Origin of the sequence: Mesorhizobium sp. B2-3-2 (assembly GCF_006442295.1) — a bacterium.
Taxonomy (GTDB): domain Bacteria; phylum Pseudomonadota; class Alphaproteobacteria; order Rhizobiales; family Rhizobiaceae; genus Mesorhizobium.
The window spans coordinates 1,009,101-1,033,571 of the sequence record NZ_VFWA01000001.1 but is presented as its reverse complement, the minus strand read 5'-3'; the positions used below and the strand labels follow the sequence as shown (position 1 = coordinate 1,033,571).

The 24,471-nt window shown below is 62.9% G+C and carries 23 protein-coding genes; 20 read left to right on the top strand and 3 right to left on the bottom strand.

Annotation, left to right across the window (positions count from 1 at the left end; all coding sequences use genetic code 11):
- Window positions 1-283 precede the first annotated feature (283 nt).
- The 13 genes from rpoZ (at window position 284) to FJ964_RS05065 (ending at window position 12,034) form a co-directional block, all read left to right on the top strand.
- Window positions 284-685: a DNA-directed RNA polymerase subunit omega gene (gene rpoZ, locus FJ964_RS05125; protein ID WP_140494610.1), complete on the top strand. Its 402-nt coding sequence runs from the start codon at window positions 284-286 to the stop codon at window positions 683-685.
- 211 nt (window positions 686-896) lie between these two features.
- A complete protein-coding gene (locus tag FJ964_RS05120) occupies window positions 897-3,125 on the top strand; it encodes a bifunctional (p)ppGpp synthetase/guanosine-3',5'-bis(diphosphate) 3'-pyrophosphohydrolase (RefSeq protein ID WP_140549345.1) in 2,229 nt (742 codons plus the stop codon).
- A 28-nt stretch (window positions 3,126-3,153) separates the two neighbouring features.
- A complete protein-coding gene (pyrE, locus tag FJ964_RS05115) occupies window positions 3,154-3,732 on the top strand; it encodes an orotate phosphoribosyltransferase (RefSeq protein ID WP_140517801.1) in 579 nt (192 codons plus the stop codon).
- 10 nt (window positions 3,733-3,742) lie between these two features.
- Window positions 3,743-4,123: a VOC family protein gene (locus tag FJ964_RS05110; protein WP_140549344.1), complete on the top strand. Its 381-nt coding sequence runs from the start codon at window positions 3,743-3,745 to the stop codon at window positions 4,121-4,123.
- 381 nt (window positions 4,124-4,504) lie between these two features.
- On the top strand, window positions 4,505-5,104 hold the full coding sequence (locus FJ964_RS05105) for a DUF2062 domain-containing protein (RefSeq protein WP_140549343.1): 600 nt from the start codon (window positions 4,505-4,507) through the stop codon (window positions 5,102-5,104).
- Window positions 5,101-5,514: a holo-ACP synthase gene (gene acpS / locus FJ964_RS05100; RefSeq protein WP_140494597.1), complete on the top strand. Its 414-nt coding sequence runs from the start codon at window positions 5,101-5,103 to the stop codon at window positions 5,512-5,514. The genes FJ964_RS05105 and acpS overlap by 4 nt, the downstream gene beginning before the upstream one ends.
- 77 nt (window positions 5,515-5,591) lie before the next feature.
- Window positions 5,592-6,341, top strand: a complete 750-nt coding sequence (gene lepB / locus FJ964_RS05095) for a signal peptidase I (protein ID WP_140517805.1) — start codon at window positions 5,592-5,594, stop codon at window positions 6,339-6,341.
- A gap of 4 nt (window positions 6,342-6,345) precedes the next feature.
- The gene (gene rnc, locus FJ964_RS05090) at window positions 6,346-7,071 is read left to right on the top strand and encodes a ribonuclease III (RefSeq protein ID WP_140494593.1); all 726 of its coding nucleotides are present in this window, start codon (window positions 6,346-6,348) and stop codon (window positions 7,069-7,071) included.
- Window positions 7,068-8,000, top strand: coding sequence for a GTPase Era (gene era / locus FJ964_RS05085; protein ID WP_140549342.1), 933 nt, complete (start codon window positions 7,068-7,070; stop codon window positions 7,998-8,000). Before rnc ends, era begins: the two co-directional genes overlap by 4 nt.
- Before the next feature lie 5 nt (window positions 8,001-8,005).
- The gene (locus FJ964_RS05080; RefSeq protein WP_140549341.1) at window positions 8,006-8,896 is read left to right on the top strand and encodes an aminoglycoside phosphotransferase family protein; all 891 of its coding nucleotides are present in this window, start codon (window positions 8,006-8,008) and stop codon (window positions 8,894-8,896) included.
- A 583-nt stretch (window positions 8,897-9,479) separates the two neighbouring features.
- The gene (locus FJ964_RS05075) at window positions 9,480-10,616 is read left to right on the top strand and encodes a porin (RefSeq protein WP_140517808.1); all 1,137 of its coding nucleotides are present in this window, start codon (window positions 9,480-9,482) and stop codon (window positions 10,614-10,616) included.
- 132 nt (window positions 10,617-10,748) lie between these two features.
- Entirely contained in the window at window positions 10,749-11,519 is a 771-nt protein-coding gene (gene recO / locus FJ964_RS05070; RefSeq protein WP_140549340.1) for a DNA repair protein RecO, read from the top strand.
- Window positions 11,516-12,034 (top strand): PaaI family thioesterase, encoded by a 519-nt coding sequence (locus tag FJ964_RS05065; protein WP_140549339.1) that lies wholly within the window; start codon window positions 11,516-11,518, stop codon window positions 12,032-12,034. The genes recO and FJ964_RS05065 overlap by 4 nt, the downstream gene beginning before the upstream one ends.
- A gap of 46 nt (window positions 12,035-12,080) precedes the next feature.
- Here the strand turns inward: FJ964_RS05065 and FJ964_RS05060 are convergent, their stop codons facing one another.
- Window positions 12,081-12,545, bottom strand: coding sequence for an NUDIX domain-containing protein (locus FJ964_RS05060; protein ID WP_140549403.1), 465 nt, complete (start codon window positions 12,543-12,545; stop codon window positions 12,081-12,083).
- Window positions 12,546-12,801: 256 nt separating this feature from the next.
- Here FJ964_RS05060 and FJ964_RS05055 point away from each other — a divergent pair, with 256 nt between their 5' ends.
- From FJ964_RS05055 to FJ964_RS05030, 6 genes are all read left to right on the top strand, one after another.
- Window positions 12,802-15,540 (top strand): DUF2339 domain-containing protein, encoded by a 2,739-nt coding sequence (locus FJ964_RS05055; RefSeq protein WP_140549338.1) that lies wholly within the window; start codon window positions 12,802-12,804, stop codon window positions 15,538-15,540.
- Between the two features lie 437 nt (window positions 15,541-15,977).
- Window positions 15,978-16,490, top strand: coding sequence for an RNA polymerase sigma factor (locus FJ964_RS05050; protein ID WP_140549337.1), 513 nt, complete (start codon window positions 15,978-15,980; stop codon window positions 16,488-16,490).
- A 2-nt stretch (window positions 16,491-16,492) separates the two neighbouring features.
- The gene (locus FJ964_RS05045; protein WP_140549336.1) at window positions 16,493-17,284 is read left to right on the top strand and encodes an anti-sigma factor; all 792 of its coding nucleotides are present in this window, start codon (window positions 16,493-16,495) and stop codon (window positions 17,282-17,284) included.
- 206 nt (window positions 17,285-17,490) lie between these two features.
- A complete protein-coding gene (locus FJ964_RS05040) occupies window positions 17,491-18,588 on the top strand; it encodes a GNAT family N-acetyltransferase/peptidase C39 family protein (protein ID WP_140549335.1) in 1,098 nt (365 codons plus the stop codon).
- Window positions 18,589-18,593: 5 nt separating this feature from the next.
- Window positions 18,594-20,057 carry a RimK family protein gene (locus tag FJ964_RS05035; protein WP_140549334.1) on the top strand — a complete coding sequence of 488 codons (1,464 nt, stop codon included), beginning with the start codon at window positions 18,594-18,596 and terminating at the stop codon, window positions 20,055-20,057.
- A gap of 20 nt (window positions 20,058-20,077) precedes the next feature.
- Window positions 20,078-20,350, top strand: a complete 273-nt coding sequence (locus FJ964_RS05030; protein ID WP_140549333.1) for a DUF3303 family protein — start codon at window positions 20,078-20,080, stop codon at window positions 20,348-20,350.
- 19 nt (window positions 20,351-20,369) lie between these two features.
- Here FJ964_RS05030 and FJ964_RS05025 read toward each other — a convergent pair whose 3' ends face one another.
- Window positions 20,370-21,287 (bottom strand): LysR substrate-binding domain-containing protein, encoded by a 918-nt coding sequence (locus tag FJ964_RS05025; RefSeq protein ID WP_140549332.1) that lies wholly within the window; start codon window positions 21,285-21,287, stop codon window positions 20,370-20,372.
- 116 nt (window positions 21,288-21,403) lie between these two features.
- Here FJ964_RS05025 and FJ964_RS05020 point away from each other — a divergent pair, with 116 nt between their 5' ends.
- Entirely contained in the window at window positions 21,404-22,294 is an 891-nt protein-coding gene (locus tag FJ964_RS05020) for a fatty acid desaturase family protein (RefSeq protein ID WP_140549331.1), read from the top strand.
- Between the two features lie 9 nt (window positions 22,295-22,303).
- Here FJ964_RS05020 and FJ964_RS05015 read toward each other — a convergent pair whose 3' ends face one another.
- Window positions 22,304-24,445, bottom strand: coding sequence for an EAL domain-containing protein (locus tag FJ964_RS05015; protein ID WP_140549330.1), 2,142 nt, complete (start codon window positions 24,443-24,445; stop codon window positions 22,304-22,306).
- Window positions 24,446-24,471 lie beyond the last annotated feature (26 nt).

Below are 24,471 nucleotides of genomic sequence, written 5' to 3'. Positions count from 1 at the left end.
AGTAGGGCTCGCAATAAACCGGCTGACCTTACGCTTTTCGAAATAACGCCAGTTTTGTGGCAATCCAAGGGTGCGTTGCCGCACTGCAAGCAATTGTGATCGCCGGCTTGGTACCGGGCGCACCGGAGCTCGACTGAAACCGGTTTCGGGGGAAATCCGGCAAAGCAATGACAGATCGTCCGTTCTCCGGCCCCGGCATTCCATAATGCTTGTATTTCGGCGGCGTTCGGGTTATTGACCGCGCCTGTTTTCCATTAAATCCAGGCATGAAAGGGGCAAATCCATGGCCCGCGTAACCGTTGAAGATTGCATCGACAAGGTCGACAACCGCTTCGAGCTGGTGCTTCTGGCCGGCCACCGTGCTCGTCAGATCAGCCAGGGCGCGCAGATCACCGTCCCGCGCGACAATGACAAGAACCCGGTCATCGCACTGCGCGAGATCGCCGACGAGACACTGTCGCCCGATGACCTCAAGGAAGACCTGATCCATTCGCTGCAGAAGCATGTCGAGGTCGACGAGCCCGAAGCCGATGGCGAGGCGATCGCCGATCAGACCGGCGCAGCCGTCACGGCCGCCGATACCGATGATGCCGAGGACAACATCGCCTTCGATCGCATGACCGAGGAAGATCTGCTGGCCGGCATCGAAGGCCTGGTGCCGCCGGAAAAGAGCGACGACTACTAAGACTGCTTTGCGGAGGCGCCTGGAACAATCTTCCGGCACTTCCGTCCCGGCAGTTTCGTGGCTATCTAGTACCAACTGTCGCAAATACCGGATGCAGTTTTGGCCGTGCTTGGCATAATGCGTGAATCTGGTATTTGCGACAGTTGGTGCCGGACATGCGCCGTGCGGCAGTGCGGCGCATGATTCATTTCATCGCCGAGAGATTCCGCCCATGATGCGTCAGTATGAGCTTGTCGAGCGCGTCCAGCGCTACAAGCCTGACGTCAACGAGGCGTTGCTCAACAAGGCCTATGTCTATGCCATGCAGAAGCATGGCCACCAGAAGCGCGCTTCCGGCGACCCCTATTTCTCGCATCCGCTCGAAGTCGCCGCCATCCTCACCGAGATGCACATGGACGAGGCGACGATCGCCGTCGCCCTGCTGCATGACACGATCGAGGACACCACGGCGACCAGGGCCGAGATCGACGAACTGTTCGGGCCTGAGATGGGCAAGCTGGTCGAGGGCCTGACCAAGCTGAAGAAGCTCGACCTCGTCTCCAAGAAGGCCGAGCAGGCCGAGAATCTGCGCAAGCTTCTGCTGGCGATCTCGGAAGACGTGCGCGTGCTTCTCGTCAAGCTCGCCGACCGCTTGCACAATATGCGCACCCTCGACCATGTGCCGGAAGCCAAGCGCCTGCGCATCGCCGAGGAGACGATGGATATCTATGCGCCGCTGGCCGGGCGCATGGGCATGCAGGGCATGCGCGAGGAACTGGAAGAGATCGCCTTCCGCTACATCAATCCGGAAGCCTATCGCGCCGTCACCGCCAGGCTCGCCGAGATTTTCGAGCGCAACAAGGGTGTGCTGTCCGAGATCGAGAAAGCGTTGTCGGCGCTGTTCGAGAAGCACGCGATCAAGGCCAGCGTCAAAAGCCGGCAGAAGAAGCCGTGGTCGGTGTTCCGCAAGATGGAGGCCAAGGCGCTCTCCTTCGAGCAATTGTCCGACATTTTCGGCTTCCGCGTCGTCGTCGACAATGTCGAGGACTGCTATCGCGCGCTTGGCGCCATCCACACCGCCTGGTCGATGGTGCCCGGCCGTTTCAAGGACTATATCTCGACGCCGAAGCAGAACGATTACCGGTCGATCCACACCACCATCGTCGGGCCGTCGCGCCAGCGCGTCGAGCTTCAGATCCGCACCCGCGAGATGAACAAGATCGCCGAATATGGCGTCGCCGCCCATTCGATCTACAAGGACACCGGCGGCAAGGCGAACGGTGCGGCCCATTCGATCTCGAAGGAAACCAATGCCTATGCGTGGCTGAGGCGCACGATCGAACAGCTTGCCGAGGGCGACAACCCCGAGGATTTTCTTGAGAACACCAAGCTGGAACTGTTCCAGGACCAGGTGTTCTGCTTCACCCCCAAGGGCATGCTGATCGCGCTGCCGAAAGGTGCCACGCCCATCGACTTCGCCTATGCGGTGCACACCGATGTCGGCGACACCTGCGTCGGCGCCAAGGTCAACGGCCGCATCATGCCGCTGATGACGGAGCTGAAGAATGGCGACGAGGTGGAGATTATCCGCTCCAAGGCACAGGTGCCGCCGGCCGCGTGGGAATCCGTCGTCGTCACCGGCAAGGCGCGCGCCGCCATTCGCCGCGCCACCAAGAACGCCATCCGCAAGCAGTATTCGGGTCTCGGCGCGCGCATTCTCGAACGGGCTTTCGAGCGGGCCGGCAAGAATTTCACCAAGGAAAGCCTGAAGCCCGTCCTGCACCGGCTGGCGCGCAAGGATATCGAGGACGTGCTGGCATCCGTCGGCCGGGGCGAGTTGGCGTCCACCGATGTCATGAAAGCCGTCTTCCCCGATTACAAGGACGAGCGCGTCACGCCGGCGGCGCCCAAGCAGCGCGAGGAAGGCTGGTCGAAGATTCGCAACGCCGCCGGCATGCTGTTCCAGATCCCGGGCCGTGCCGCGCGCAAGGACAAGGACCAGCCGCGCGACGGCGCGGTGCCGATCCGTGGCGTGCGCGGCGACCTGCCGGTGCGTTTCGCGCCGGAAGGGGCGGTGCCTGGCGACCGCATCGTCGGCATCGTGCAGCCGGGCACCGGCATCACCATCTATCCGATCCAGTCGCCGGCGCTGCAGGCTTTCGACGACCAGCCCGAGCGCTGGATTGACGTGCGCTGGGACATCGACGAGCGCACCAAGGAACGCTTTCCGGCTCGTGTTTCCGTCACCGCCATCAATGCACCGGGATCGCTCGCCGACATCGCCCAGGTCGTTGCCTCGAACGATGCCAACATCCATACGCTGTCAATGGTGCGCACCGCGCCCGATTTCACCGAAATGCTGATCGATCTCGAAGTCTGGGATCTGAAGCATCTCAACCGGCTGCTGTCGCAGCTCAAGGACAATTCGAGCGTCAGCGATGCACGGCGTGTCAATGGCTGACTCGGCTGATCTACACGGGGATAGACAGATGAATACGGACGAAGTGCTGGATATTTTTCGTCAGGCTGGTGCTGTCCTGGAGGGGCATTTCATCCTGACGTCGGGTCTGCGCAGTCCGGTGTTCCTGCAGAAGGCGCGCGTGTTCATGCATGCCGATAAGACCGAGCGGCTGTGCAAGGCGCTGGCCGAAAAGATCCGCGCCGCCGTGCCGGGCAAAATCGACTATGTCGTCGGCCCGGCCATCGGCGGGCTTATCCCGGCCTACGAGACCTCGCGCCATCTTGGCGTGCCGGCGATCTGGGTCGAGCGGGAAGGGGGCGAGTTCCGGCTGCGCCGCTTCGAGATCGCGCGCGGCGCGCGTGTCGTCATTGTCGAGGACATCGTCACCACTGGATTGTCTATCCGCGAGACCATCGACTGCCTGCGCGAACTTGGCGCCGAGGTCACAGCGGCGGCCTGCATCATCGACCGTTCGGCGGGCAAGACCGATGTCGGCGTGCCGCTGATCGCGCTGGCCGAGTACGAGGTGCCGGCCTATCCGGCCGATCGGCTGCCGCCGGAACTTGCCGCCATACCGGCGATCAAGCCGGGCAGCCGCAATATCTGAGAGGGGCGGGATGATCATCAGTATCGATCATTTCGTGCTGACGGTGGCGTCGCTCGAAGCGACCTGCGCCTTTTACCAGCGCGTGCTGGGCTTTCGGCGCATCGATACGCCGGGCCTGCCGACAGCGCTGGCTTTCGGCAACCAAAAGATCAATGTCCACGAGGTCAGCCGCACCTTCGAGCCGAAGGCGAAGTCGCCGACGCCCGGCTCAGGTGATTTCTGCCTGATCACCGATCGGCCGCTCGGCGAACTCCTCGCCAGTCTCGAAGCCGATCGTGTGACTGTGGAACTTGGACCGGTCGAGCGGATCGGCGCACGCGGCCGCATGATGTCTGTCTATTTCCGTGATCCTGACGACAATCTGGTCGAGGTCAGTGAATATCTGGAATAGCCGCCCTTAAATCCGCGCGAGATCGAGCAGCATTGCGCAGCGCCGGCTCGCCGGCATGCCGTCCAGGCGAGGTCCGGTATGGAACGAAACGCCAGCCCGGCGGATTGCTCGATATAGGGCAACTCTTTCGCCTCGTCGTCGCGCGCTGGCCGAATGGTGGTCATGCCGGCCATCCTTCTTTTCCTCAGTTTCGCCTCAATGGCGATCTTGTTACCCCCTGCGGCAGACCATCGCGGCAGCGTTTCGTTGTTCCGAAGCCAGCCTGTCGCTATATCAAAGTCGTTGTTGCCTTTCTGCGCCCCGGAAGCGCAAGATAAGTTGCTGTGACCCGGCTTGGGGTGGCAGGACGGCGGGTATTGGTAGATCAGGAATTGGAATAGAGTGCTTTTTCGACGCCGCGAGCCTGATGGCCTCTTGGAGCGGGTGCGTACCTATCTATGGCCGCGCCGGTCGTTTTCGCGCTCGCTGCAGTACTTCTCCAAGCGCATCCTGCGGCTGAAGGCCACGCCGCATGCGGTGGCGGCCGGCGTCGCCGCTGGCGTCTTTGCTTCGTTCTTTCCGGTGGGCTTCCATTTCGCCATTGCCGCGGTGCTGTGCTGGCTCATCGCCGGCAATCTGGTGGCGGCCGCACTTGGCGCCGTATTCTTCGGCAATCCGCTGACGTTCCCGCTGCTGTGGGGCGCCTCCTGGGAGACCGGCAAGCTGATCCTGCACAACCGCCTGCCGGCGCACGGCCCGCCCGCGCACCTGGGCGAGATGCTGCACAACCTTTCCTTCGCGCAATTGTGGGCCCCCGTGCTGAAGCCGATGCTGATCGGTGCGATACCGCTCGGACTGGCCTTTGGGGTTCTGTTCTACGCCATCACGCGCTGGGGCATGAACGCCTTTCGCGAGCAGCGGCGCAAACGGCTGGCGGAGCGCGCGGCCCGCCATGAGCAAGCGTCTAACCCAAACGCCAGCATCGGTTCCACCGCGCGATGATCATCGGCATCGGCAGCGACCTGATCGATATCAGACGCATTGAAAAGTCCTTGGAGCGTCATGGCCAGCGCTTCATCCAGAGAATCTACACCGAGGTCGAGCAGGCCCGCTCCGAAAATCGTCGGGCGCGGGCGGCCTCCTACGCCAAGCGCTTCGCCGCCAAGGAGGCCTGCGCCAAGGCACTGGGCACGGGCCTGGCGCAGGGCGTGTTCTGGCGCGACATGGGTGTCGTCAATCTTCCGAGCGGCGCGCCCACCATGGCACTGACCGGTGGCGCCGAGGCGCGGCTGAACGCGATTCTGCCAAAGGGCCATCGGGCGATGATCCATCTCACCATCACGGATGATTTTCCGCTTGCTCAAGCCTTTGTGATCATCGAAGCGTTGCCCGTCGAACAAGCGCCACATTGATTGCATCTGACCACCGGCATGACGTTGCCCAGCGCGCGCCGAGACTCTATACCATCCAACGCACAATCGAGGACGACATGAGCGTGGCTGAAAAACCCCAGAAGAAATCCGGCGGGCTTGGCGAAACCGTCAGCGTCATCGTCCAGGCGCTTTTGCTTGCCTTGGTCATTCGCACGCTCTTGTTCCAACCCTTTTCGATCCCGTCGGGTTCGATGCGGCCGACACTGCTCGAGGGCGACTATCTCTTCGTCACCAAATGGTCCTACGGCTATTCCCGTTATTCGCTGCCCTTCGGCCCGGACATCTTCTCGGGCCGCATCTGGGGCTCCGAGCCGAAGCGTGGCGACGTGGTGGTATTCAAGTTCCCGCCGGACCCGTCCGTCGACTACATCAAACGTGTGGTCGGCCTGCCTGGCGACAAGATCCAGGTGAAGGACGGCCAGCTGTTCATCAACGGTGTCGGCGTGCCGCGCGTGAAGACCGGACAGATCGACAATCCCGACATCACGGAAAAGGATTATCCGATCGATGTCTATCGCGAGACGCTGCCCAACGGCGTCAGCTACGACACGCTGGATCTGTCGCCGAACTCGATCGGCGACAACACGCGCGAGTTCGATGTTCCGCCAGGTCACTATTTCATGATGGGCGATAACAGGGACAACTCCGCCGACAGCCGCTTCTCCGTCGGCTACGTTCCGGCCGAAAACCTGGTTGGCCGGGCCAACCTTGTTTTCTTCTCGATCGCCGGCAAGGCGAGCCCGCTCGAAATCTGGAAGTGGCCGTCGCTTATGCGTGCTTCGCGCCTCTTCCACTTCGTTAATTAGGGTCATGGCGGCGACAAGACGGCTGACCGCCGACGCGCTCGCCGAAGCGCTGGTGGAGCGCACGGGCCATGCCTTTGCCGACCGCCGGCGCCTGCAGCGTGCCTTGACCCATGCCAGCGCCCGCGGCGCCAATGCCGGCACCGACTATGAGCGCTTTGAGTTCCTGGGCGACCGGGTTCTCGGCCTGGTGGTGGCCGATATGCTGCTGGCCGCGTTTCCCGATGCGGCGGAAGGCGAATTGTCGCTGCGGTTCAACGCGCTGGTCAATGCCGAGGCGCTGTCGGAGATCGCCGAGCACATTGGTCTGCCGGAGCTGATCCGCGCCGGATCCGACGTTCAAGGGCTCGAGGGACGCAAGCGCGTCAATCTGCGCGCCGACGCGCTGGAATCACTGATCGCCGTGCTCTACCTCGACGGCGGCCTGGAAGCGGCGCGCGCTTTCATCCACAAATATTGGCAGCCGCGCTCGCAGGCGTCGGGCGCCGGCCGACGCGACGCCAAGACCGAGTTGCAGGAATGGGCGCATCAGGCGGCAAGCGCCGTGCCCGTCTACCGCATCGATAGCCGCGAGGGGCCGGATCACGATCCGCTGTTCACCGTCAGCGTCATGGTTGGTGGATTTCAGCCGGCTGTCGGCAGCGGCCGCTCCAAACGCGAGGCCGAGCAGGCCGCCGCCGCCGCCCTTCTCATTCGTGAAGGTGTCTGGATCGATCAGGGAGACGCGGCATGACAGCCACGGAAGACACGGTTCCGGCCGCGCCTGCTGCCGTTACGCATTCCGGCTTCGTAGCGCTGATCGGTGCGCCCAATGCCGGCAAGTCGACGCTGGTCAACCAGCTTGTCGGCGCCAAGGTGTCGATCGTCACCCACAAGGTGCAGACGACGCGTGCCATCGTCAGAGGCATCGCCACGCACGACAACGCGCAGATCGTCTTCGTCGATACGCCGGGCATCTTCAAGCCGAAGCGGCGTCTCGATACGGCAATGGTGACGACAGCCTGGGGCGGCGCCAAGGATGCCGATATCGTGCTGCTCCTGATCGATGCCGAGCGCGGCATAAAGGGCGATGCCGACGCCATCCTCGAACGCCTGAAGGATGTGCGCCAGCCGATGGCGCTGATCCTCAACAAGGTCGACCGCGTCAAGCCGGAAGTGTTGTTGGCGCTGGCTGCGGCGGCGAACGAAAGAGTGCCGTTCAAGCGTACCTTCATGGTTTCGGCGCTGACCGGCTCGGGCTGCAAGGACCTTCTCGATTACCTTGCCGAGGCGCTCCCGGTGGGGCCCTGGTATTATCCGGAAGACCAGATCTCCGACCTGCCGATGCGCCAGCTCGCCGCCGAGATCACTCGCGAGAAGCTCTACCTCAGGCTGCATCAGGAATTGCCCTACTCCTCGCACATCGAAACCGAGAAGTGGGAAGAGAAGAAGGACGGCTCGGTGCGCATCGAGCAGGTCATCTATGTCGAACGCGACAGCCAGAAGAAGATCGTGCTCGGCCACAAGGGCGAGACCATCCGCGCCATCGGCCAGGCGGCGCGCATGGAAATCGCCGGCATCCTCGAGCAAAAGGTGCATCTGTTCCTGTTCGTCAAGGTGCGCGAGAACTGGGGCGACGATCCCGAGCGCTACCGCGAGATGGGGCTCGAGTTCCCGCACTAGGATGGATGGATAGCAAGTCGAATATCGACGCAGCTCTGGTCAGCCGGTTGATCGCGGCGCAGTTTCCTGGCTGGAGGGATCTTGCGGTTCGGCCGATTGAACCTGGCGGATGGGACAACAGAAGCTTTCGTCTCGGCGACGAGATGACCGTTCGGTTGCCCAGTGCCGCCGCCTATTCCCTGCAAGTGGAGAAGGAACATCGCTGGCTGCCGAGGCTGGCGCCGCTGTTGCCGCTGCCCATCCCTATACCGCTGGCGATGGGAGCCCCGGCCGAAGGCTATCCGTGGCATTGGTCCGTCTACAGATGGATCGAAGGTGAGACTGCAAAGCGGGAGCGTATCGCCAACCTGTCGGAATTCGCGGCGGACCTGGCCGGCTTTCTGGTTGCGCTGAAGCGGATCGACCCGGTTGGCGCACCGGGGCCGGGCCAACACAATTTCTTTCGCGGCGGTCCGCTGAGCGTCTATGACGGCGAAACGAGACAAGCGATCGCGGCGCTCGACACCCGTATCGATGCCGGCGCGGCCAGCGCTGTCTGGGAAACGGCTCTTGCCGCCCCTTGGCAAGGCCCGCCCGCCTGGTTCCACGGCGATGTCAGCTGGGGCAATCTTCTGGTTGAACACGGCAGGCTAAGCGCGGTGATTGACTTCGGCACCTCCGGCGTCGGCGACCCCTCATGCGATCTGGCGATTGCCTGGACGTTGTTCGAGGGGCAAAGCCGTGAAGTGTTCCGCGCTGGCCTCGGCGTCGACGACGCGACCTGGGCGCGCGGCCGCGGCTGGGCACTGTGGAAGGCGCTGATCACCGCCGCCGGCGAGATAGACGTCAACTCGGCCGAGATCGAACAATCCTGGCGCGTGATCGACGCGGTGCTGGCCGACCACAAGCGCCGGTAATAATGACCAAAACCGTTGGCTGGCGGCTATCGACCAGGGACGCCGAGGCCCCGCGTAGGTCGACTTCTTAGTTGGCCAGCGCGGATTCTTGCAGACGAGTCCGCTGACGTCGGGTTGATCTTCCCATCATGGCCCGTGGTCCGTCCCGGCGTGCCCGTGACCCGCTGAAAAGATCCCTTCGAGGGGATCGGCTTCGGTTTCACGTGGCTGGGGAATGGTTAGGTAGAAACGACCACGGGAGTGGGTTTATTTACGCGAAATTTCTCAAACAATCGGCGTTCGTAGAATATCATCATGAAATTGAAAACATACAAGGAATTATTACGGAAATATGACAATGTTCCATTTGTCCGGTTCTGTAGTTTGAAGTGAATTGGCTAGTGCTATTTTTGCAACACGGATTTAATCTATGTGATCAATTCGGAATGTTTGTGGAATTGTCATTGAAGGCGGAAGATTGATGGGTATGTTCGCCGCGAAAAGGGGGCGCGGTGCGGGCCTTTTTCGTTGTGGGTGAGGCGGGAAATATATCCGCCAACCAAAATCCGAAGCCATTTTTAACTTTGACTGGAGAGGTCAGAAAATGAACATCAAGAGCCTTCTTCTCGGCTCAGCCGCGGCACTGATCGCGGTCTCCGGCGCTCGCGCCGCCGACGCTGTCGTCGTCGCCGAGCCGGAACCCGCTGAATACGTCAGGATCTGCGACGTCTACGGCGCCGGCTACTTCTATATCCCGGGCACCGAGACCTGCCTGCGCATCGGCGGCTATCTCCGCTATGACATAGGCGTCGGCGACAGCGGCACGCTGGATGGCGTCAACAACGTTGCCGATCACATGGACGGCGACAGCCACGACACCTACTACAAGAACATGCGCTTCGCGCTGAAGACCTGGACCGGCCAGGAAACCGAGCTCGGTACGTTGAAGACCTACACCGAGACTCGTTTTCAATTTGGCAACAGCAGCGGCGACTATGAGACGGGCGGCACTGGCTGGCAGGCCGGCAACAAGGCGACCACCCTCAACTTCGCCTGGATCCAGCTCGGCGGCCTGCGCGTCGGTAAGGATGAAACGGCATACGATTCGTTTATCGGCTATGCCGGTAACGTCATCCAGGACACGATCATCCCGTACGGTATCAAGGATACCAACGTCGTGCAGTACTATTTCGACGCTGGCAGCGGCTTCTCGGCCGTGGTCTCGCTCGAAGAAGGTACCGGCGTCAACACGATCGACAGCTATGTCCCGCATGTCGTCGGCGGCTTGAAGTACAAGGGCGACTGGGGTGCGGTCACCGGCGTCGTCGCCTATGACAGCAATTACGAGGAAGTGGCCGGCAAGGTTCGCTTGGACGTCAACGTCGGCAAGGAACTGACGCTGTTCGTCATGGGCGGCTACGGCACCAACGACAACATCAACGACTTCGGCACGGGCCGCACCCAATACAAGCCGTGGGGCGGAAACTGGGCGATCTGGGGTGGCGGCACCTACAAGTTCAACGACAAGACCTCGTTCAACGCCCAGATCTCCTATGACGACTGGAAGAACCTCGGCGTCGCTGCCAACGTCGCATACACGATTGTGCCCGGTTACACGATCACGGCTGAAGTCGATTACCTCAATGCAGGAAAATTCGACGACGCCGACTTCAACAACTGGACCAAGGCCGACAAGAAGAGCAGCGTCGGCGGCATCCTCCGCTTCCAGCGCTCGTTCTAACGGATCGACTGACCCCACCAGACCCGCCCGCAGCTATGCTGCGGGCGGCTTTTTATGCATCCTTGCGAGAGCCAGCCCAGGTACCAAGCCCGTATCTTGATTTCGCCACCCGATCGGTGAAATGCTCCAGGCATGGAATGGCGCGACGAGGGAATCATTCTCGGCACCCGCAAGCATGGCGAAACCAGCGCCATCCTCGAGGTGATGACGCGTGCGCATGGCCGCCATCTCGGCCTCGTGCGCGGCGGGCGCTCGCGCAAGCGGCAGCCTGTTCTCCAGCCCGGCAACCGAGTCGACCTGCTTTGGCGGGCGCGCCTTGATGAGCACCTCGGCACGTTCCAGGCCGAAGCGATCGAGATGAATGCGGCCAGGTTGATGGAGAGTGCCGTCGCCGTCTACGGCCTGCAGACCATGGCCGCGCATCTGCGCCTGTTGCCGGAGCGCGACGCCCATGGCGGCCTCTACGAGGCGCTGGCGGTGATGATCGTGCATCTCGATGATGTCGATTCCGCCGGCGAACTGGTGGCCCGTTTCGAGCTCCTGATCCTTGACGAACTGGGTTTCGGTCTCGATCTCAGCCAGTGCGCCGCGACCGGCACGCGGCAGGATCTTGCCTATGTCTCGCCGAAATCGGGCAGGGCGGTGTCGCGCGAGGCCGGCGCGCCCTGGCGCGACAAGATGCTGGCGCTGCCGGCCTTCCTGCGTGGCTCCGGCCTGCGCGCCGATCCGGCGGCGATCCAGGATGCCTTCCGGCTCACCGGCTTCTTCTTCACCCGTCATGTCTACGAGCCGCGCGGCATCGAGCAACCAGACTCGCGCGCCGGCTTCCTTGCGGCGCTGCGCAAGCACCACACGACCAAGGGCCTGTCCGAAGAAACCGCCGCGAGAGAAATCATCACATGAGCGAAGTGGAACTTTATCCGGGCCGGGTCTCGCCGCTCGGCCTCGGCACCATTCCGCATGCCGACATCCTTGCCTACACCGGGATGGAACTTTTGCAGCGCATCATCGACGGCAAATATCCGGCGCCGCCGATTTCCTTCCAGCTCAGCTTCGCGCTGACCGAAGTCTCGGAAGGCCGTGCCGTGTTCCGGGGTGTGCCGAACGAGCGCCACCTGAATCCGTTGGGGGGCGTGCATGGCGGCTGGGCGGCGACACTGCTCGATTCGGCGCTTGCCTGCGCCGTGCAGACGCTGCTCGCAAAAGGCGAGGCCTATACGACGGCGGAATTCAAGGTGAACCTGACGCGGCCGATCACGCCCAGGACCGGAGAGGTGGTCTGCGAGGGCAAGGTTATTCACAAGGATCGCACGCTGGCCGTTTCGGAAGCGACGCTGAAGGATGCCGGCGGCAAGCTGCTGGCTTTCGGCACCGAGACGTGCTCGATCTTCCCGGCGGCCAATCTGGCGGCCCGATAAGGATCGTCCAAAGGCGCACTGGACGAGCGATGAGAACAGCAGGCGCCTATCCGGCTTTTTGACGTTCCACGAAATCGTCCAGGATCGCGCGCTGGCCTTTCAGGATCTTGAGACCGGCCTCCGACTCTGAAAACCAGCCGGCCCGGTCCACTTCGGGAAATTCCTTCATGGACCCCGACCTTGGCGGCCACTCCATGGTGAACATGTTGCTTCTGATGGCATCGGTGTCGACGTCGGCCTCGACGCTCCACGCACTCACGATCTTGCCGCCAGGCTGCCGATAACTGCCGACAGGCTGGAAATCGCCGTTGATGGCGACGCCGAGTTCTTCTTCCGCCTCACGTCGGGCGGCTTTCAACTCGTCCTCGCCTTCGTCGACGAGCCCTTTGGGGATAGACCATGCCCCCTCATCTTTCCTTGCCCAGAACGGTCCACCCGGATGGACGAGCAAGAACTGGAGGGCCCCGGCGTTTCGCCGGTAGATCAGCAGTCCTGCGCTTCGTTGCGGCATACGTATCCTCATGATATCGCTTGGAGAACCCTTTGCGGCCAAGGGTACCATAGGTCACCGGCGGCAGGTTTGGCAGGCAATGTTTCCGGAAACCGGCCATTCGCAACCGATGCCGAGGGTCAATAGGCGCAAGCCGCTGGCTTTCGACACCGAAACATGCTCGATCTTTCCAGCCGCCCATCCGACGCCGTTGGCTGGTCGTTTGCAGGCCACATTTGATTGTCAGTAGCAACTGGTCTGGTTTGGGGGAGCCGCCATGTTTGAAAGCCTGATCGGCCTTGTCGCCATCATTGCGCTGTTCGTCATCATTTCGCGCCAGCAGAGCCGCATTGGCCTGATCGAACGCGAGCTTGGGGCGCTGCGAAGCCTCGTCCTTTCCGGCGCCGTGCCGCCTCTCGCCAAGCAGTCCGAACCGGCGGCGACCGATGGCCAGCCGGCCGACGCCATTGTCGCTGCGGCCGTGGTCGTTTCGCCAACGGCCAGCGAGGCAGCCACCGGGCAGGCGCCGCCGGCTCTGGAAACCGACGCAGCGACGGACGAGGTCAAGCCGGGGCCATGGACAGCACGCGAGGCGGCGCCCAAGGTGGCAGAATCCGAGCCTGTCGCAGCGGTGAAAGCGCCCGGCAAACCCGATATCGAAACGGCGCTCGGCACCCGCTGGGCGGTCTGGGTTGGCGGCCTGGCATTGGCGCTGGGCGGCCTGTTTCTCATCCGCTACACGATCGAAGCCGGAATTTTCGGCCCCGGTGTGCGGCTGACCATGGCCGGGCTGCTCGGCCTTGTGCTGATTGCAGCCGGCGAATTTATTCGCCGCACCGGCTTCAGGGTGCCCGTGCAAGGCGCCGCAGGCGCCTACATCCCGGCGATCCTGACCGCGGCGGGCGCCTTCATCCTGTTTGGCGCCGTCTATGCCGCACATGGCATCTACGGTTTTATCGGGCCGGCGCTCGCCTTCACGCTGCTCGGCGCCATCGGCATAGGGACGATTGCTGCCGCCCTTGTCCACGGCCAGGCGCTGGCTGGTATCGGCCTCGTCGGCGCCATGGTGACGCCGATGCTGATCGCTTCTCAGGCGCCCAATCCCTGGGCCCTGTTCGGCTATCTGGCGATCGTGCTTGCCGCCACGAGCGTGATAGCCCGCATGCGCGATTGGAAATCGCTGATGGCGGCAGCCTTTATCGGTACCGGCATCTGGACGATCCTCTACATGACCGATGCACCGGGCGCGAATTTGTCGGTAATCCTGTTCATAAACATCGTCACTCTGGTCGTGCTCGCTTTCGTCTGGCTTGGCCGCCGTGGCGACGAAAGCGGATCAGCCACGGCTTTCGACTGGCCCTCCGTCGCGCCGGGCCTGTTTGTTGCCCTCTCGGCGCTGGGCCTTTCGGTCGATCCGGCCTTCGTCGCTGCCGGCGATGCCTTCCCGGGAGCCGTCGTGCTCGCCGCGATGGTGGCCGTCGCGCTCTATCGCTCCCCGGCACTGCCACTGCTTCATGCGGCCGGAGTGGTTACGGTGCTGATCTATCTCGGCATCATCCCGCCGACTTCGATCGTTTCCGACTTTTCGGGCGACGCCTTCGGCATCGATGGCCTGCCGCTGGCGGCGTCGAACGCGCTGACCTTGCGCATCGGTGTTGTGCTTGGCCTTGTCTTCATCGGCGTCGGTTTCTGGGCCGCCCGTAAATTTGCCGCCGCGACCCATTTCCGCGCTGCGTCATGGGCGGCGTGGGGCGTCATCGTGCCGTTGGCCGTCCTGCTGGCACTCTGGTTCACCTTCGGCAATCTCGACCGCGATCTTGCCTACGCCGCCGTGGCGGCGCTGCTGGTCGTGGTTTTCGCTGCCGGCGGCGAGTGGATCGCGCGCGGCGAGCAACCGCCGTTGCAGGGCAGGGCGGCCGTATCCTTCGCGCTCGGCGGAGCCGCGCTCGCAGGCCTGCTGATGCTGCATATGGCCTTCGGTTCCGGCTGGACAACCATCCTGCTTGGCGCGGCCGCAATCGTGCCGGCGCTGGCCACGCGCTGGCGTTCCTATCCGGTGCTCGGCTGGATTTCGGTCGGCGCGGTCGCGGCGGTGCTTGGCCGTGTCATCTTCGATCCGACCGTCGTCGGCGCCGGGTTCCTGTCGGCGACGCCGGTCTTCAACTGGCTGCTGCCGGGCTACGGCGTGCCGGCGCTCGCCTTCGGTTTCGCCGCCTGGCAACTGGCCCGCACCACCGACGGCCGGCCACGCCTTGCCATGGAAGCTTCGGCGGCGCTGTTTGCACTGCTGACGCTTGCCATGCTGGTGCGTCACGCCATGCATGGCGGCGTCCTCAACAGCGATGCGCCCACGCTTGCCGAACAGGCCATCTACACGCTGATCGCAATCGGTGCCGGCGCCATACTCGTGGCCATCGACAGGCGCTCGCCGAGTTCCGTGCTGCGCTACGGGTCCATGGCGGCGGGCGTGATCTCGGTCGCCTTCATCATCGTGCAGCACCTGCTGGTGCTGAACCCGCTTTTCACGGACGAATCGACCGGGCGGATCCCGGTCTTCAACCTGCTGTTCCTCGGCTATCTCCTGCCGGCGGTCGCAGCCGGCGGGCTTGCGCTCTATGCCCGCGACAAGCGGCCGAAATGGTATGCCGCCATGCTGGCGCTGGCGGCGGCACTGCTTGCCTTCGCCTATGCCACGCTGTCGGTGCGGCGCCTGTTCAAGGGCGAGTTCATTGGGCTGTGGAGCGGCCTTGGCCAGTTGGAAACCTACACCTATTCGGCACTCTGGCTGGTGATCGGCGTGGCGCTGCTGACAGCCGGCGTCTGGCTGAAGTCGCAGGTGCTGCGCATAGCCTCGGCCGCATTGATCGCAGTCGCCGTACTGAAGGTGTTCCTCTTCGACATGTCGGAGCTGGAGGGTGTGCTTCGCGCGCTGTCCTTCATCGGCCTTGGCGCCGTGCTGATCGGCATCGGCCTGTTCTACCAGCGGCTTTTGACCAGAGCGGCGAAAGGGACGTGAAGCCTTGTCTCTAGCGTCTTTACGATGTTGTGACGACAAAGCCGATCGGTTCCTTCAACCCGGCTTTCGTCCACAAGATTGCTGGTCTTATTAAAGAGGCGGCTACAAAACGTCGCCTGCGCGGCATAGCCCGAAAATAGCGGGCACCCGGTCCAACCTATTCTGAGCTGCTATTCAAAACTGTCTGGACCGGAGGCCGTCACAACCACTGACGAGCCGGATGCCTAAATCCGGCGACTTGCTTCGATACTGTCATTTGTGGACGCGAGAGGCCTAGTTAGGTAACCCAGCATGCCCCGGGAATAAACCCGCCGCTCCCATCGTTATATCATTGCTTGGGTGACCGGGGCGGTGGACCGCTTCGCACTGGCTGCTTGCGTCGCGCCGCGAAGGCGCGTTCAATCTGATGAATAGGGCAATTCCGAAAACCAGCGGTCATGGACGAAAAGAAGGCAGCAATCCTCGGCGAAATACCGCGCCTGCGCCGCTACGCACGCTCGTTGTTGCGAGACCGCGACGCCGCCGACGATCTCGTCCAGGACTGTCTCGAACGGGCCCTCATGCGGCTCGACAACTGGCAGACGGGAGAAAGCCCCAGGAGGTGGCTGTTTACGATCATGCACCATTTGTTCATTGACCAGATGCGCAAAGTGAATCGGCGCGGCGAAGCCGCGATGCTGCCGCTGGAAGCGGGCGAGGCGGTTGCACAGCCGGCCGAGCAGGTGGAAAGCATCGCCTCGCGCGAGATCGTCGACGCATTGCAGGCGATCAGCCCCGACCGCCGTGCCGCGCTCGTCATGGTCGCGATCGAAGGCTTTTCCTATGCCGAGGCCGCCAACATCCTGGGAGTGCCGGCCGGAACACTGATGTCGCGCATTGCACGCGGGCGCGAGGAGTTGCGCGGACTGCTGGACGACACGGCACGCCGCCGTTCGATAAGGATCGTCTAGAAATGATCCGCCGCGATTTCTCCGAACGCGATATCCACATGGCACTCGACGGCGAGTTGCCGGCCGATGAGCGCGCCGCCTATGACGCATGGCTCGACGCCACTCCCGAGATGAAGGCGAAAAGCGCCCGTTTCATCGCCGACAGGGCGGCATTGCGAGACGCCTTCGCTGGCGTGATCGACGAGCCGGTGCCGGTGCGCTTGCGCAAGGTGGTGCTTGGCGAGGCGCCAGCCAGGGCGCCAATGCCACGCTCGCGCTGGTGGCTTGCCGCCGCCGCTGCCGGGCTTCTGGCCGCGGGCGGGCTTGGCGGCTACTTTGCCGGCAGCGACGGTATTGGCCGGGAAGATCAGGCCGAGGATCAGTTGGCCGAGCAGGCCATCGCCGCGCATGTCATCTATGCCGCCGAGAAGCGGCATGCGGTGGAAGTGCCGGCAAGCGACAAGGACCATCTGCTGACCTGGCTGTCCAACCGGGTCGGATTGAAGCTGGTTGCGCCGGACTTGACCGGCAGCGGGTTCCAACTGGTCGGCGGCAGGTTGCTGCCGGCCGGCGAGAGCAAGGCGGCAATGCTGCTCTATGAAGACGGCAAGGGCGAGCGCATATCGCTCTTTGTGACGGCCGAATCGGTGGAGAACGCCAGGGGAACCTACGCTTCGGAGCAAGCCGGCCCGCAGGCCGTCTACTGGCTTGACAAGGGCTATGGTTGCGCTGTCGTCGGCTCAGTGCCGCAAGAGCAATTGGCGATCGTGGCCAAGAGCGCCTACAGCCAGCTTCTGGCCGGCCTGTCGAGTTGAACAGGATCGTTTTTTGGCAGCGCCGCCTACCCGAAAACGGCGACCTTGTTCGAGGCCTTCATCCCGTCGGGCCGGCGCCGAATCTGTCACAATTCGGCCCGAATCGAGGTGCGATAGCGCTTTATGGACGCTGCCATTTTCGGCTGCTGTCCGGACGTTTCGAATAGGGCCTTCATCACAACCCAATCGAGGTTTTCCAAGCCCGCATGCCTGCCGAGATCCGCACGGCCCGCGCGACTGACGTCGATGATCTCGCCGCCATCGAGAAAGCTGTTTTCTCCAGCGATCGCATTTCCCGTCGCTCCTTCCGACAGTTCATCGAGCGTGAGACCGCCGAGACGCTGGTCGCCGAAAGAGATGGCCGCGTCGCCGGTTATGCGATCGTGCTGTTTCGCAAGGGCAGCGGCGTGGCGCGCCTTTATTCGATCGCCACCAGCCCCTTTTTCGGCGGCCTCGGCATCGGCCGTCGGTTGCTGACGGCGGCGGAGGAAGCGGCCTTCGAGCACGACCGCATGATGCTGCGCCTGGAAGTGCGGGAGGATAATGCCCGCGCCATCGGCATCTATGAGCAGGCGGGCTACCGCAAGATCGGCCGCGAACCCGACTACTACGAGGACGGCGCCACGGCGCTGCGCTACGAGAAGACCTTGCGCGGCGAACTTCCGGTCGCCACCCGCGTGCCGTTCTACCAGCAGACCTGCGAATTCACTTGCGGTCCCTGCTGCCTGATGATGGCCATGGCCAATTTCGATCATGACTTCGTGCCGGACCCGGTCAGGGAAATCCGTCTTTGGCGCGAAGCGACGACCGTCTTCATGATGTCGGGCCCGGGTGGCTGCGAGCCGTTCGGCCTCGCGGTCGCCGGCTATGAGAGCGGCCTTGCGGCCGAGATCTACGTGTCGTTCTACGGCGCGTTGTTCCTGCAGTCGGTACGCAGCGCGGACAAGCGCCGGGTGATGGAGCTGGCCCAAGTCGACTTTCGCCGACGCGCGGAACTTTACGGCATCCCGGTGAATTACCGTTCATTCACCATCGACGACATTCGCGCCGCGATCGCGAAAGGAAAATTGGTGCTCGTGCTGATCAGCGGCTTCCTGATGTTCGGCAAGAAGGTGCCGCACTGGGTGTTGGCCATCGGCGACGACGGCGACCATATCCTGATCCACGATCCCTGGGTCGAGGACGAGAGGCAGGAGACCATCCTTGATGCCGCCAACATTCCCGTGCCTTACGGCATCTTCATGAATATGGCGCAGTTCGGCCGCGACGGACTGCGCGCCGCCATCACTCTGGGGAAGCGCTGATAACAATGACCTGGGTTATCTTAACTGGCCGGCAGAGCGATCTCGACCAGGTGGCGACACCGCACAAGATCATCACCAACCGCGACTATCTCGCGCATCCGGCGCTGTTTCGCGGCCAGCGTCCCAAAGTCATCAACCTGTCGAACAATTACGGCTACCAGAGCCGCGGCTATTATGCCTCGCTGCTGGCGGGTTCGCGCGGCCACAAGGTCATCCCGACCGTCGAAACCATGATCGATCTGTCGGAGCGCAAGCTTTACGAACATGCGCTGCCGGAACTGGAGCTGGCGCTCAACAAGTGCCGCAAGGATCTTGGCGGCGCTTTTCCGGCGAAGGTCTGCATCTTCTTCGGCATTGGCCCGTCCAAGGTGTGGGACCGATTCGCCAAGCTCCTGTTCGACTGGTTCCGCGCGCCGGCGCTCGAGGTCCACATCAAGGACAGCGCCGAATGGGCCTCGATCCGCAAGATCGGCTTTCATCCCCTGGCGCGCATGACCGAGGAGGAGGAGAGCTTCTTCCTGCAATGCCTGGAGACCTACACCAACCGCGAATGGCGCGACACCAAGGGCCGCACGCCGGCGCGCTACACCTTCGCCACGCTGGTCGACCCGCATGAGGAATTGCCGCCGTCGGAAATCTCCTCGCTGCGCTACTGGGCCAGGATCGCCGAAAAGATGGGCGTCGAAATCGAGCCGATCACCAAGAGGGATCTTGCCAAGCTCGCCAATTACGACGCGCTGTTCATCCGCGAGACCACCTCGATCTCCAACCATACCTATCGTTTCGCGCGCCGCGCCCAGCAGGAAGGCATGCCGGTCATCGATGACCCGCTGTCGATGATCCGCTGCACCAACAAGGTCTATCTCAACGAGCTGATGGCCTACAACAAGGTGCCGGTGCCGCCGACCGTGATGATAGCCGGCGCTTCCGACCTTGAACTCGCGGCGCAGACGCTGGGTTTTCCGCTGGTGCTGAAGATCCCGGATTCCTCCTTCTCGCGGGGCGTCAAGAAATGCGCCAATTTCGAGGAATTGAGGACGCTCGCCACCGAATGGCTGGAGGATTCCGACCTTCTGATCGCGCAGAAATTCATCCCGACCGAATATGACTGGCGTGTCGGCGTGCTCGGCGGCCAGCCGCTGTTTGCCGTGCACTACCTGATGGCCAAGAAGCACTGGCAGATCGTCAACCACAAGGCCAGCGGCAAGCCCGACCAGGGCGGCATCAAGACCTTCACGCTGAAGGAGACGCCGCCCCATGTCGTCGAGACGGCAGTCAAGGCGGCGCGCTGCATCGGCGACGGCCTCTACGGCGTCGACCTCAAGGAAACCAAGGACGGCGTCTTCGTCATCGAGGTCAACGACAATCCCAACCTCGATCATGGCTGGGAGGACTCCGGCGAGAAGGACGAGGTCTGGGTACGGCTGACGCAATGGTTCCTGGAGCGTTTGGAGCGGCCGGGCCGATAATCATCCAAGCAGGGGCAGAGATGCTGTTTTTGGTGACCGAGGATTTTCGCGGCTGCGACCGCAAGGAGATCTACCGCCGCTTCCGCGATCGCGGCCGCCTGAAGCCCGACGAGCTTCTGGTGCACCATAGCTGGATCGCGGCGGACATGAGCCGATGTTTCCTCCTGGTGGAGGCCGACGACGTCACGCTGCTGCAGCGCTGGGTGATCGAGTGGGCGGATCTGGTGGAGTTCGAGATCGTTCCCGTGGCGGCGAACAAGGACATGGTCGAAGCATTGAGCGGGCACCTCTGAACCGTCGCCGCTTGCCCACTCAACCGAGCGCCGGCGAGCCCACCACCCGCTGGCATTCATCGATCAGCCAGGCGCGGAACACTGCCACGGCGTCTCTTCTTGCGCTCCGCTGCGGAATTGTCAGGCAATAGGGCTGGCGCAGCGCAATCGCGCCGGCGACAGGCCGGACCAGCCGGCCGTCCTCCACGACCTCGGCGCAATAGATCCCTTGCGCCAGCGCCACGCCCAGACCCGAAATGGCGAGGTCGAGCGCCGCGCGCGAGGAGTTTGCCGACAGGCCGCGCTGAATGCCGCGTCCAGGCGCGATGCCGGCCGCCTCGAACCAGCTGCGCCATGAGGGAAAGGAAGCGCCGGTCGGTCCCCAGTCGGTGTGGATCAGGGGCAGCCCGGCGAGCGGACCGCCATCCGGCTCCAGCACGCTGGCAAGCTTTGGTGCGCAGACGGGATAAACCGCGTCCTGGACAATGTCCTCGGTCGGGTGCTCACGATAGTGCGGACCGTAGGAGAGCCTGACGTCGATCAGGTCGCGGTCGAACGACACCGGGTCGTCATCGCCCCTGAGAGATATGTCGACGGCACCGTGGATGGCGATGAAACCGGCAAGGCGCTCGGAAAGCCAGCCCATGGCCATGGACGGAGGGACCGAGACGACGAGCCGTGGGCGGAACGCATCGCCTGCAAGCTGGCGCGAGACGCTGCCGATTTCCTGGAAGGCCATGGTCAATCGGGGCAGCATCTCGACGCCAGCCTCGGTCAGGACGACACGCCGGTTGGCGCGGTGGAACAGCTTGCGGCCAATTTGCTCCTCGACGATGCGGATGAGCTGGCTGACTGCGGCGGCGGAGACCGAAAGCTCTTCCGCCGCAGCGGCGAAGCTGCCGGTGCGCGCCGCCGCCTCGAAGGCCTGAAGACCTCGCAACGATGGAAGTGCGACCATGGCGGTGACCCAAAAGGATAAGTTCAGCTTATCTATATTGCAGAAATCCTCGTTGTTAGAAAAGTTTCTTGCTGGGGTATGCTGATCGAATGAATTCAATCGGCCGGAATGCCCCTATGGATCATCGCGACGTGATCGCCTCGCTGACGAATGAGGAGCGCAGCCGGCTAACCGGCAAGTCGGATGGGCCCGGCCTCGTTCAGCTCGCTTTCCACCTTGGCGCGATCTTTCTCCTCGGATCGCTGATCGCCGCCAAGGTGCCGTTCTGGCCGCTGTTGATGCTGCCGCAAGGCATGCTGATCGTGTTCCTGTTCACGCTGCTGCATGAGACGGTGCATCGCACGGCTTTCGAAAGGCAATGGCTGAACGACGCAGTCGCGCGTGTCTGCAGCCTGGCGATCGCGCTGCCGGCCGACTGGTTCCGCTATTTCCATTTCGCCCATCACCGTTTCACACAGGATCCCGAACGCGATCCGGAGCTGGCTTTCCCGAAGCCGGAAACCTGGCGGCAGTACCTGGTCCACGTTTCCGGGCTTCCAGTGTGGTTGGGGCATCTGAAGACGCTCTACGCCAATGCAATGGGACGTTGCCAGGACAACTACGTTCCCCCGAAGGGGCGTCCGAAGGTACGCGCCGAGGCGCGCGCCATGATTGCCTTCTATGCCGTCGTGCTGATGCTCGCGCTGTGGTTCAAGGCAACGGTGCTGCTCCATGTCTGGATATTTCCCGCGCTGCTCGGCCAGCCGTTCTTGCGGCTCTACCTGTTGGCCGAGCATGGCCGCTGCCCCTTCGTCGCCAACATGCTGGAGAATACCAGGACGACGCTGACCAACTGGGCTGTGCGCAAGCTTGCCTGGAACATGCCCTTCCATGCCGAGCATCACGCCTATCCGGGCGTGCCCTTCCACCGGTTGCCGGAGTTTCACGCGCTGATCGAGCGGCATCTGAAGGTAGTCGAGCCGGGTTATGTCAGCTTCCACGAAAAATACATCGAGACGCTGCGCTGATCTATGCCGTCAGCCGGTCTGGCTGCGCACCGCGCTCGATTTCAACAGGTGCCGAATCTCCGCAGCGTTTGACGGCACGCCAATCAGATAGCCTTGCGCCTCGACGCAGCCGTTTCGGCGCAGCATGTCGAGCTGTGCTTCGGTTTCTACGCCTTCGGCGGTGACCGTGATCCCCAGTTCGGTGCCCAGCCCGATGATCGTGCGCACGATTGCCGCGGTGTCGCGATTGCCGATATCGGAAATGAAGGAACGGTCGATCTTGATCTTGTCGACGGGAAAGCGCCTGAGATAGCCGAGTGAGGAATAGCCGGTGCCAAAGTCGTCGAGCGCGATGCGGATGCCGAGTTCGCGCAGTTGTCGCAGTCTCCTCAGGACGTCTTTGCTCTCGTCCATCAGGACGGTTTCGGTGATCTCCAGTTCCAGTCGTCCAGCCGGCACGCCTGAGAAGGCCAGGGCAGAGATGACGCTGCGAGCAAAGCCGCCGCTTTTGAGCTGCACGGCGGAGACATTGACCGCAACGCGCAGGCCAGGCGGCCAGGCTGCCGCTGTCGCACAGGCCTTCCTCAGCGCCCATTCGCCAAGCGGCACGATCAGCCCGGTTTCCTCGGCGACCGGAATGAACTCATCCGGCGCCACCGTGCCGCGCGAGGGCGAGTGCCAGCGCATCAGGGCCTCGGCGCCGACGATCTCGCCCGAAGCTATGGCCATGATCGGTTGGAAATCGAGATCGAATTCGCGGCTCGGCAGCGCCGTCTCGAGATCGGCCTCAAGCGCCCGGCGCGCGCGCACCGTGGCATCCATGCCGGGCTCGAAGAAACGGTACAAATTGCGCCCTTCGCTTTTTGCCCGGTAGAGCGCCATGTCGGCGTTTGTCAGCAATGTATCGGCGTCCCTGCCATCGCCGGGAGAAAGCGCGATGCCAAGGCTGACGCCGACATGCATGTCCCGGCTCTTGTCATGAAACGGTTTGGCGATGGCCTCGACAATGCGTTTTGCCAGTTTTTCCGCGCTGGCCAGTCCCTCGACGTTGAACTGGACGATGACGAATTCGTCACCGCCAAAACGGGCAACGATATCCGCGTCGTTGTCCACGCAGCGCAGCAGTCTTGCGGCCACGCCTTTCAGCAGCCGGTCGCCGGCCGGGTGTCCCCACGTGTCGTTGACGGCCTTGAAGCGGTCGAGGTCGAGGGAGAAGATTGCCAGCGGTCCCGCCGCCGCATCCTCCAGTGCCCGGTCGAGCCGGTCGCGAAACATCGAGCGATTGGGCAGCCCAGTCAGCACGTCGTGATGCGCAAGATGGGTCATGCGCTCCTCGGCAAGCCTGCTCTCGGTCACGTCGTCGAAAGTGGCGACCCAGCCGCCGCCGCTCATCGGCCGGCGGGCGATCATCAGCGTTCGTCCGTCGGCGAGCCGGCGGGGCGTCGACCGCGTCTGGCCGGCCAGCAGGCGAGCCTCGGTCCTCGAAACTTCGTCCTCGACATCTATGGGCGCATAGACGCCAAGGCGCACCAGCCGTTCGAGGAGCTCGCGGTGAGTCATGCCGAGCGGCAGATCCGCCTCGGTCACACGATAAAGCTCCAGGATGCGCTGGTTGCGCACGATCAGCCTGCCGCCGGCGTCATACATCAGCAGGCCCTGCGACATGTTCGCGAGCGCCGCGTCGAAGCGGCGATGCTGTTCCTTGAGATCCTGTTCGGCGCGCCGTTGCTCGGTGATGTCTTCGTAGATCGAAACCCAGCCGCCCGATGCCAATGGCCGGTGCGAGATGCTGATGATGCGTCCATCAGAGAGCGCCTCCTCGTAGGACGAGGGTTTCGCTCCATCGATATAGGGCTTGCGGATGGCGTAAAGTTCTTCGGCGCTTTGCGAGGCGATGCCGACATCGACGCTGTGCCGCAGGATGTCGATGAAATGGATGCCCGGCCGCGCTACGTTGGCGTCGAGGCAGAAGATGTTGATATAGTTGCCGTTGCAGATGATCATGCGCTCGTCGGCGTCGAACATGCAAAGGCCATGCGACATGTTCTCGATGGCCGCCGAAAAGCGTTCGTTTTGTTTGCGCAGTTCGTCTTCCATTTGACGGGGACGATCCACGCCTTCGGCCCCCTGTTCAGGGACGGCCGAACCATCCTTGGCGTCAGCGACGGGCATAAGGCTTGCCTGCGGCTCGTGATCGA

Bases quoted from the DNA above. Each gene is read 5' to 3' on its own strand.
- rpoZ (WP_140494610.1), top strand. From the start codon at position 284: ATGGCCCGCGTAACCGTTGAAGATTGCATCGACAAGGTCGACAACCGC.
- FJ964_RS05120 (WP_140549345.1), top strand. From the start codon at position 897: ATGATGCGTCAGTATGAGCTTGTCGAGCGCGTCCAGCGCTACAAGCCT.
- pyrE (WP_140517801.1), top strand. From the start codon at position 3,154: ATGAATACGGACGAAGTGCTGGATATTTTTCGTCAGGCTGGTGCTGTC.
- FJ964_RS05110 (WP_140549344.1), top strand. From the start codon at position 3,743: ATGATCATCAGTATCGATCATTTCGTGCTGACGGTGGCGTCGCTCGAA.
- acpS (WP_140494597.1), top strand. From the start codon at position 5,101: ATGATCATCGGCATCGGCAGCGACCTGATCGATATCAGACGCATTGAA.
- lepB (WP_140517805.1), top strand. From the start codon at position 5,592: ATGAGCGTGGCTGAAAAACCCCAGAAGAAATCCGGCGGGCTTGGCGAA.
- rnc (WP_140494593.1), top strand. From the start codon at position 6,346: ATGGCGGCGACAAGACGGCTGACCGCCGACGCGCTCGCCGAAGCGCTG.
- era (WP_140549342.1), top strand. From the start codon at position 7,068: ATGACAGCCACGGAAGACACGGTTCCGGCCGCGCCTGCTGCCGTTACG.
- FJ964_RS05080 (WP_140549341.1), top strand. From the start codon at position 8,006: ATGGATAGCAAGTCGAATATCGACGCAGCTCTGGTCAGCCGGTTGATC.
- FJ964_RS05075 (WP_140517808.1), top strand. From the start codon at position 9,480: ATGAACATCAAGAGCCTTCTTCTCGGCTCAGCCGCGGCACTGATCGCG.
- recO (WP_140549340.1), top strand. From the start codon at position 10,749: ATGGAATGGCGCGACGAGGGAATCATTCTCGGCACCCGCAAGCATGGC.
- FJ964_RS05065 (WP_140549339.1), top strand. From the start codon at position 11,516: ATGAGCGAAGTGGAACTTTATCCGGGCCGGGTCTCGCCGCTCGGCCTC.
- FJ964_RS05060 (WP_140549403.1), bottom strand. From the start codon at position 12,545: ATGCCGCAACGAAGCGCAGGACTGCTGATCTACCGGCGAAACGCCGGG.
- FJ964_RS05055 (WP_140549338.1), top strand. From the start codon at position 12,802: ATGTTTGAAAGCCTGATCGGCCTTGTCGCCATCATTGCGCTGTTCGTC.
- FJ964_RS05050 (WP_140549337.1), top strand. From the start codon at position 15,978: ATGGACGAAAAGAAGGCAGCAATCCTCGGCGAAATACCGCGCCTGCGC.
- FJ964_RS05045 (WP_140549336.1), top strand. From the start codon at position 16,493: ATGATCCGCCGCGATTTCTCCGAACGCGATATCCACATGGCACTCGAC.
- FJ964_RS05040 (WP_140549335.1), top strand. From the start codon at position 17,491: ATGCCTGCCGAGATCCGCACGGCCCGCGCGACTGACGTCGATGATCTC.
- FJ964_RS05035 (WP_140549334.1), top strand. From the start codon at position 18,594: ATGACCTGGGTTATCTTAACTGGCCGGCAGAGCGATCTCGACCAGGTG.
- FJ964_RS05030 (WP_140549333.1), top strand. From the start codon at position 20,078: ATGCTGTTTTTGGTGACCGAGGATTTTCGCGGCTGCGACCGCAAGGAG.
- FJ964_RS05025 (WP_140549332.1), bottom strand. From the start codon at position 21,287: ATGGTCGCACTTCCATCGTTGCGAGGTCTTCAGGCCTTCGAGGCGGCG.
- FJ964_RS05020 (WP_140549331.1), top strand. From the start codon at position 21,404: ATGGATCATCGCGACGTGATCGCCTCGCTGACGAATGAGGAGCGCAGC.
- FJ964_RS05015 (WP_140549330.1), bottom strand. From the start codon at position 24,445: ATGCCCGTCGCTGACGCCAAGGATGGTTCGGCCGTCCCTGAACAGGGG.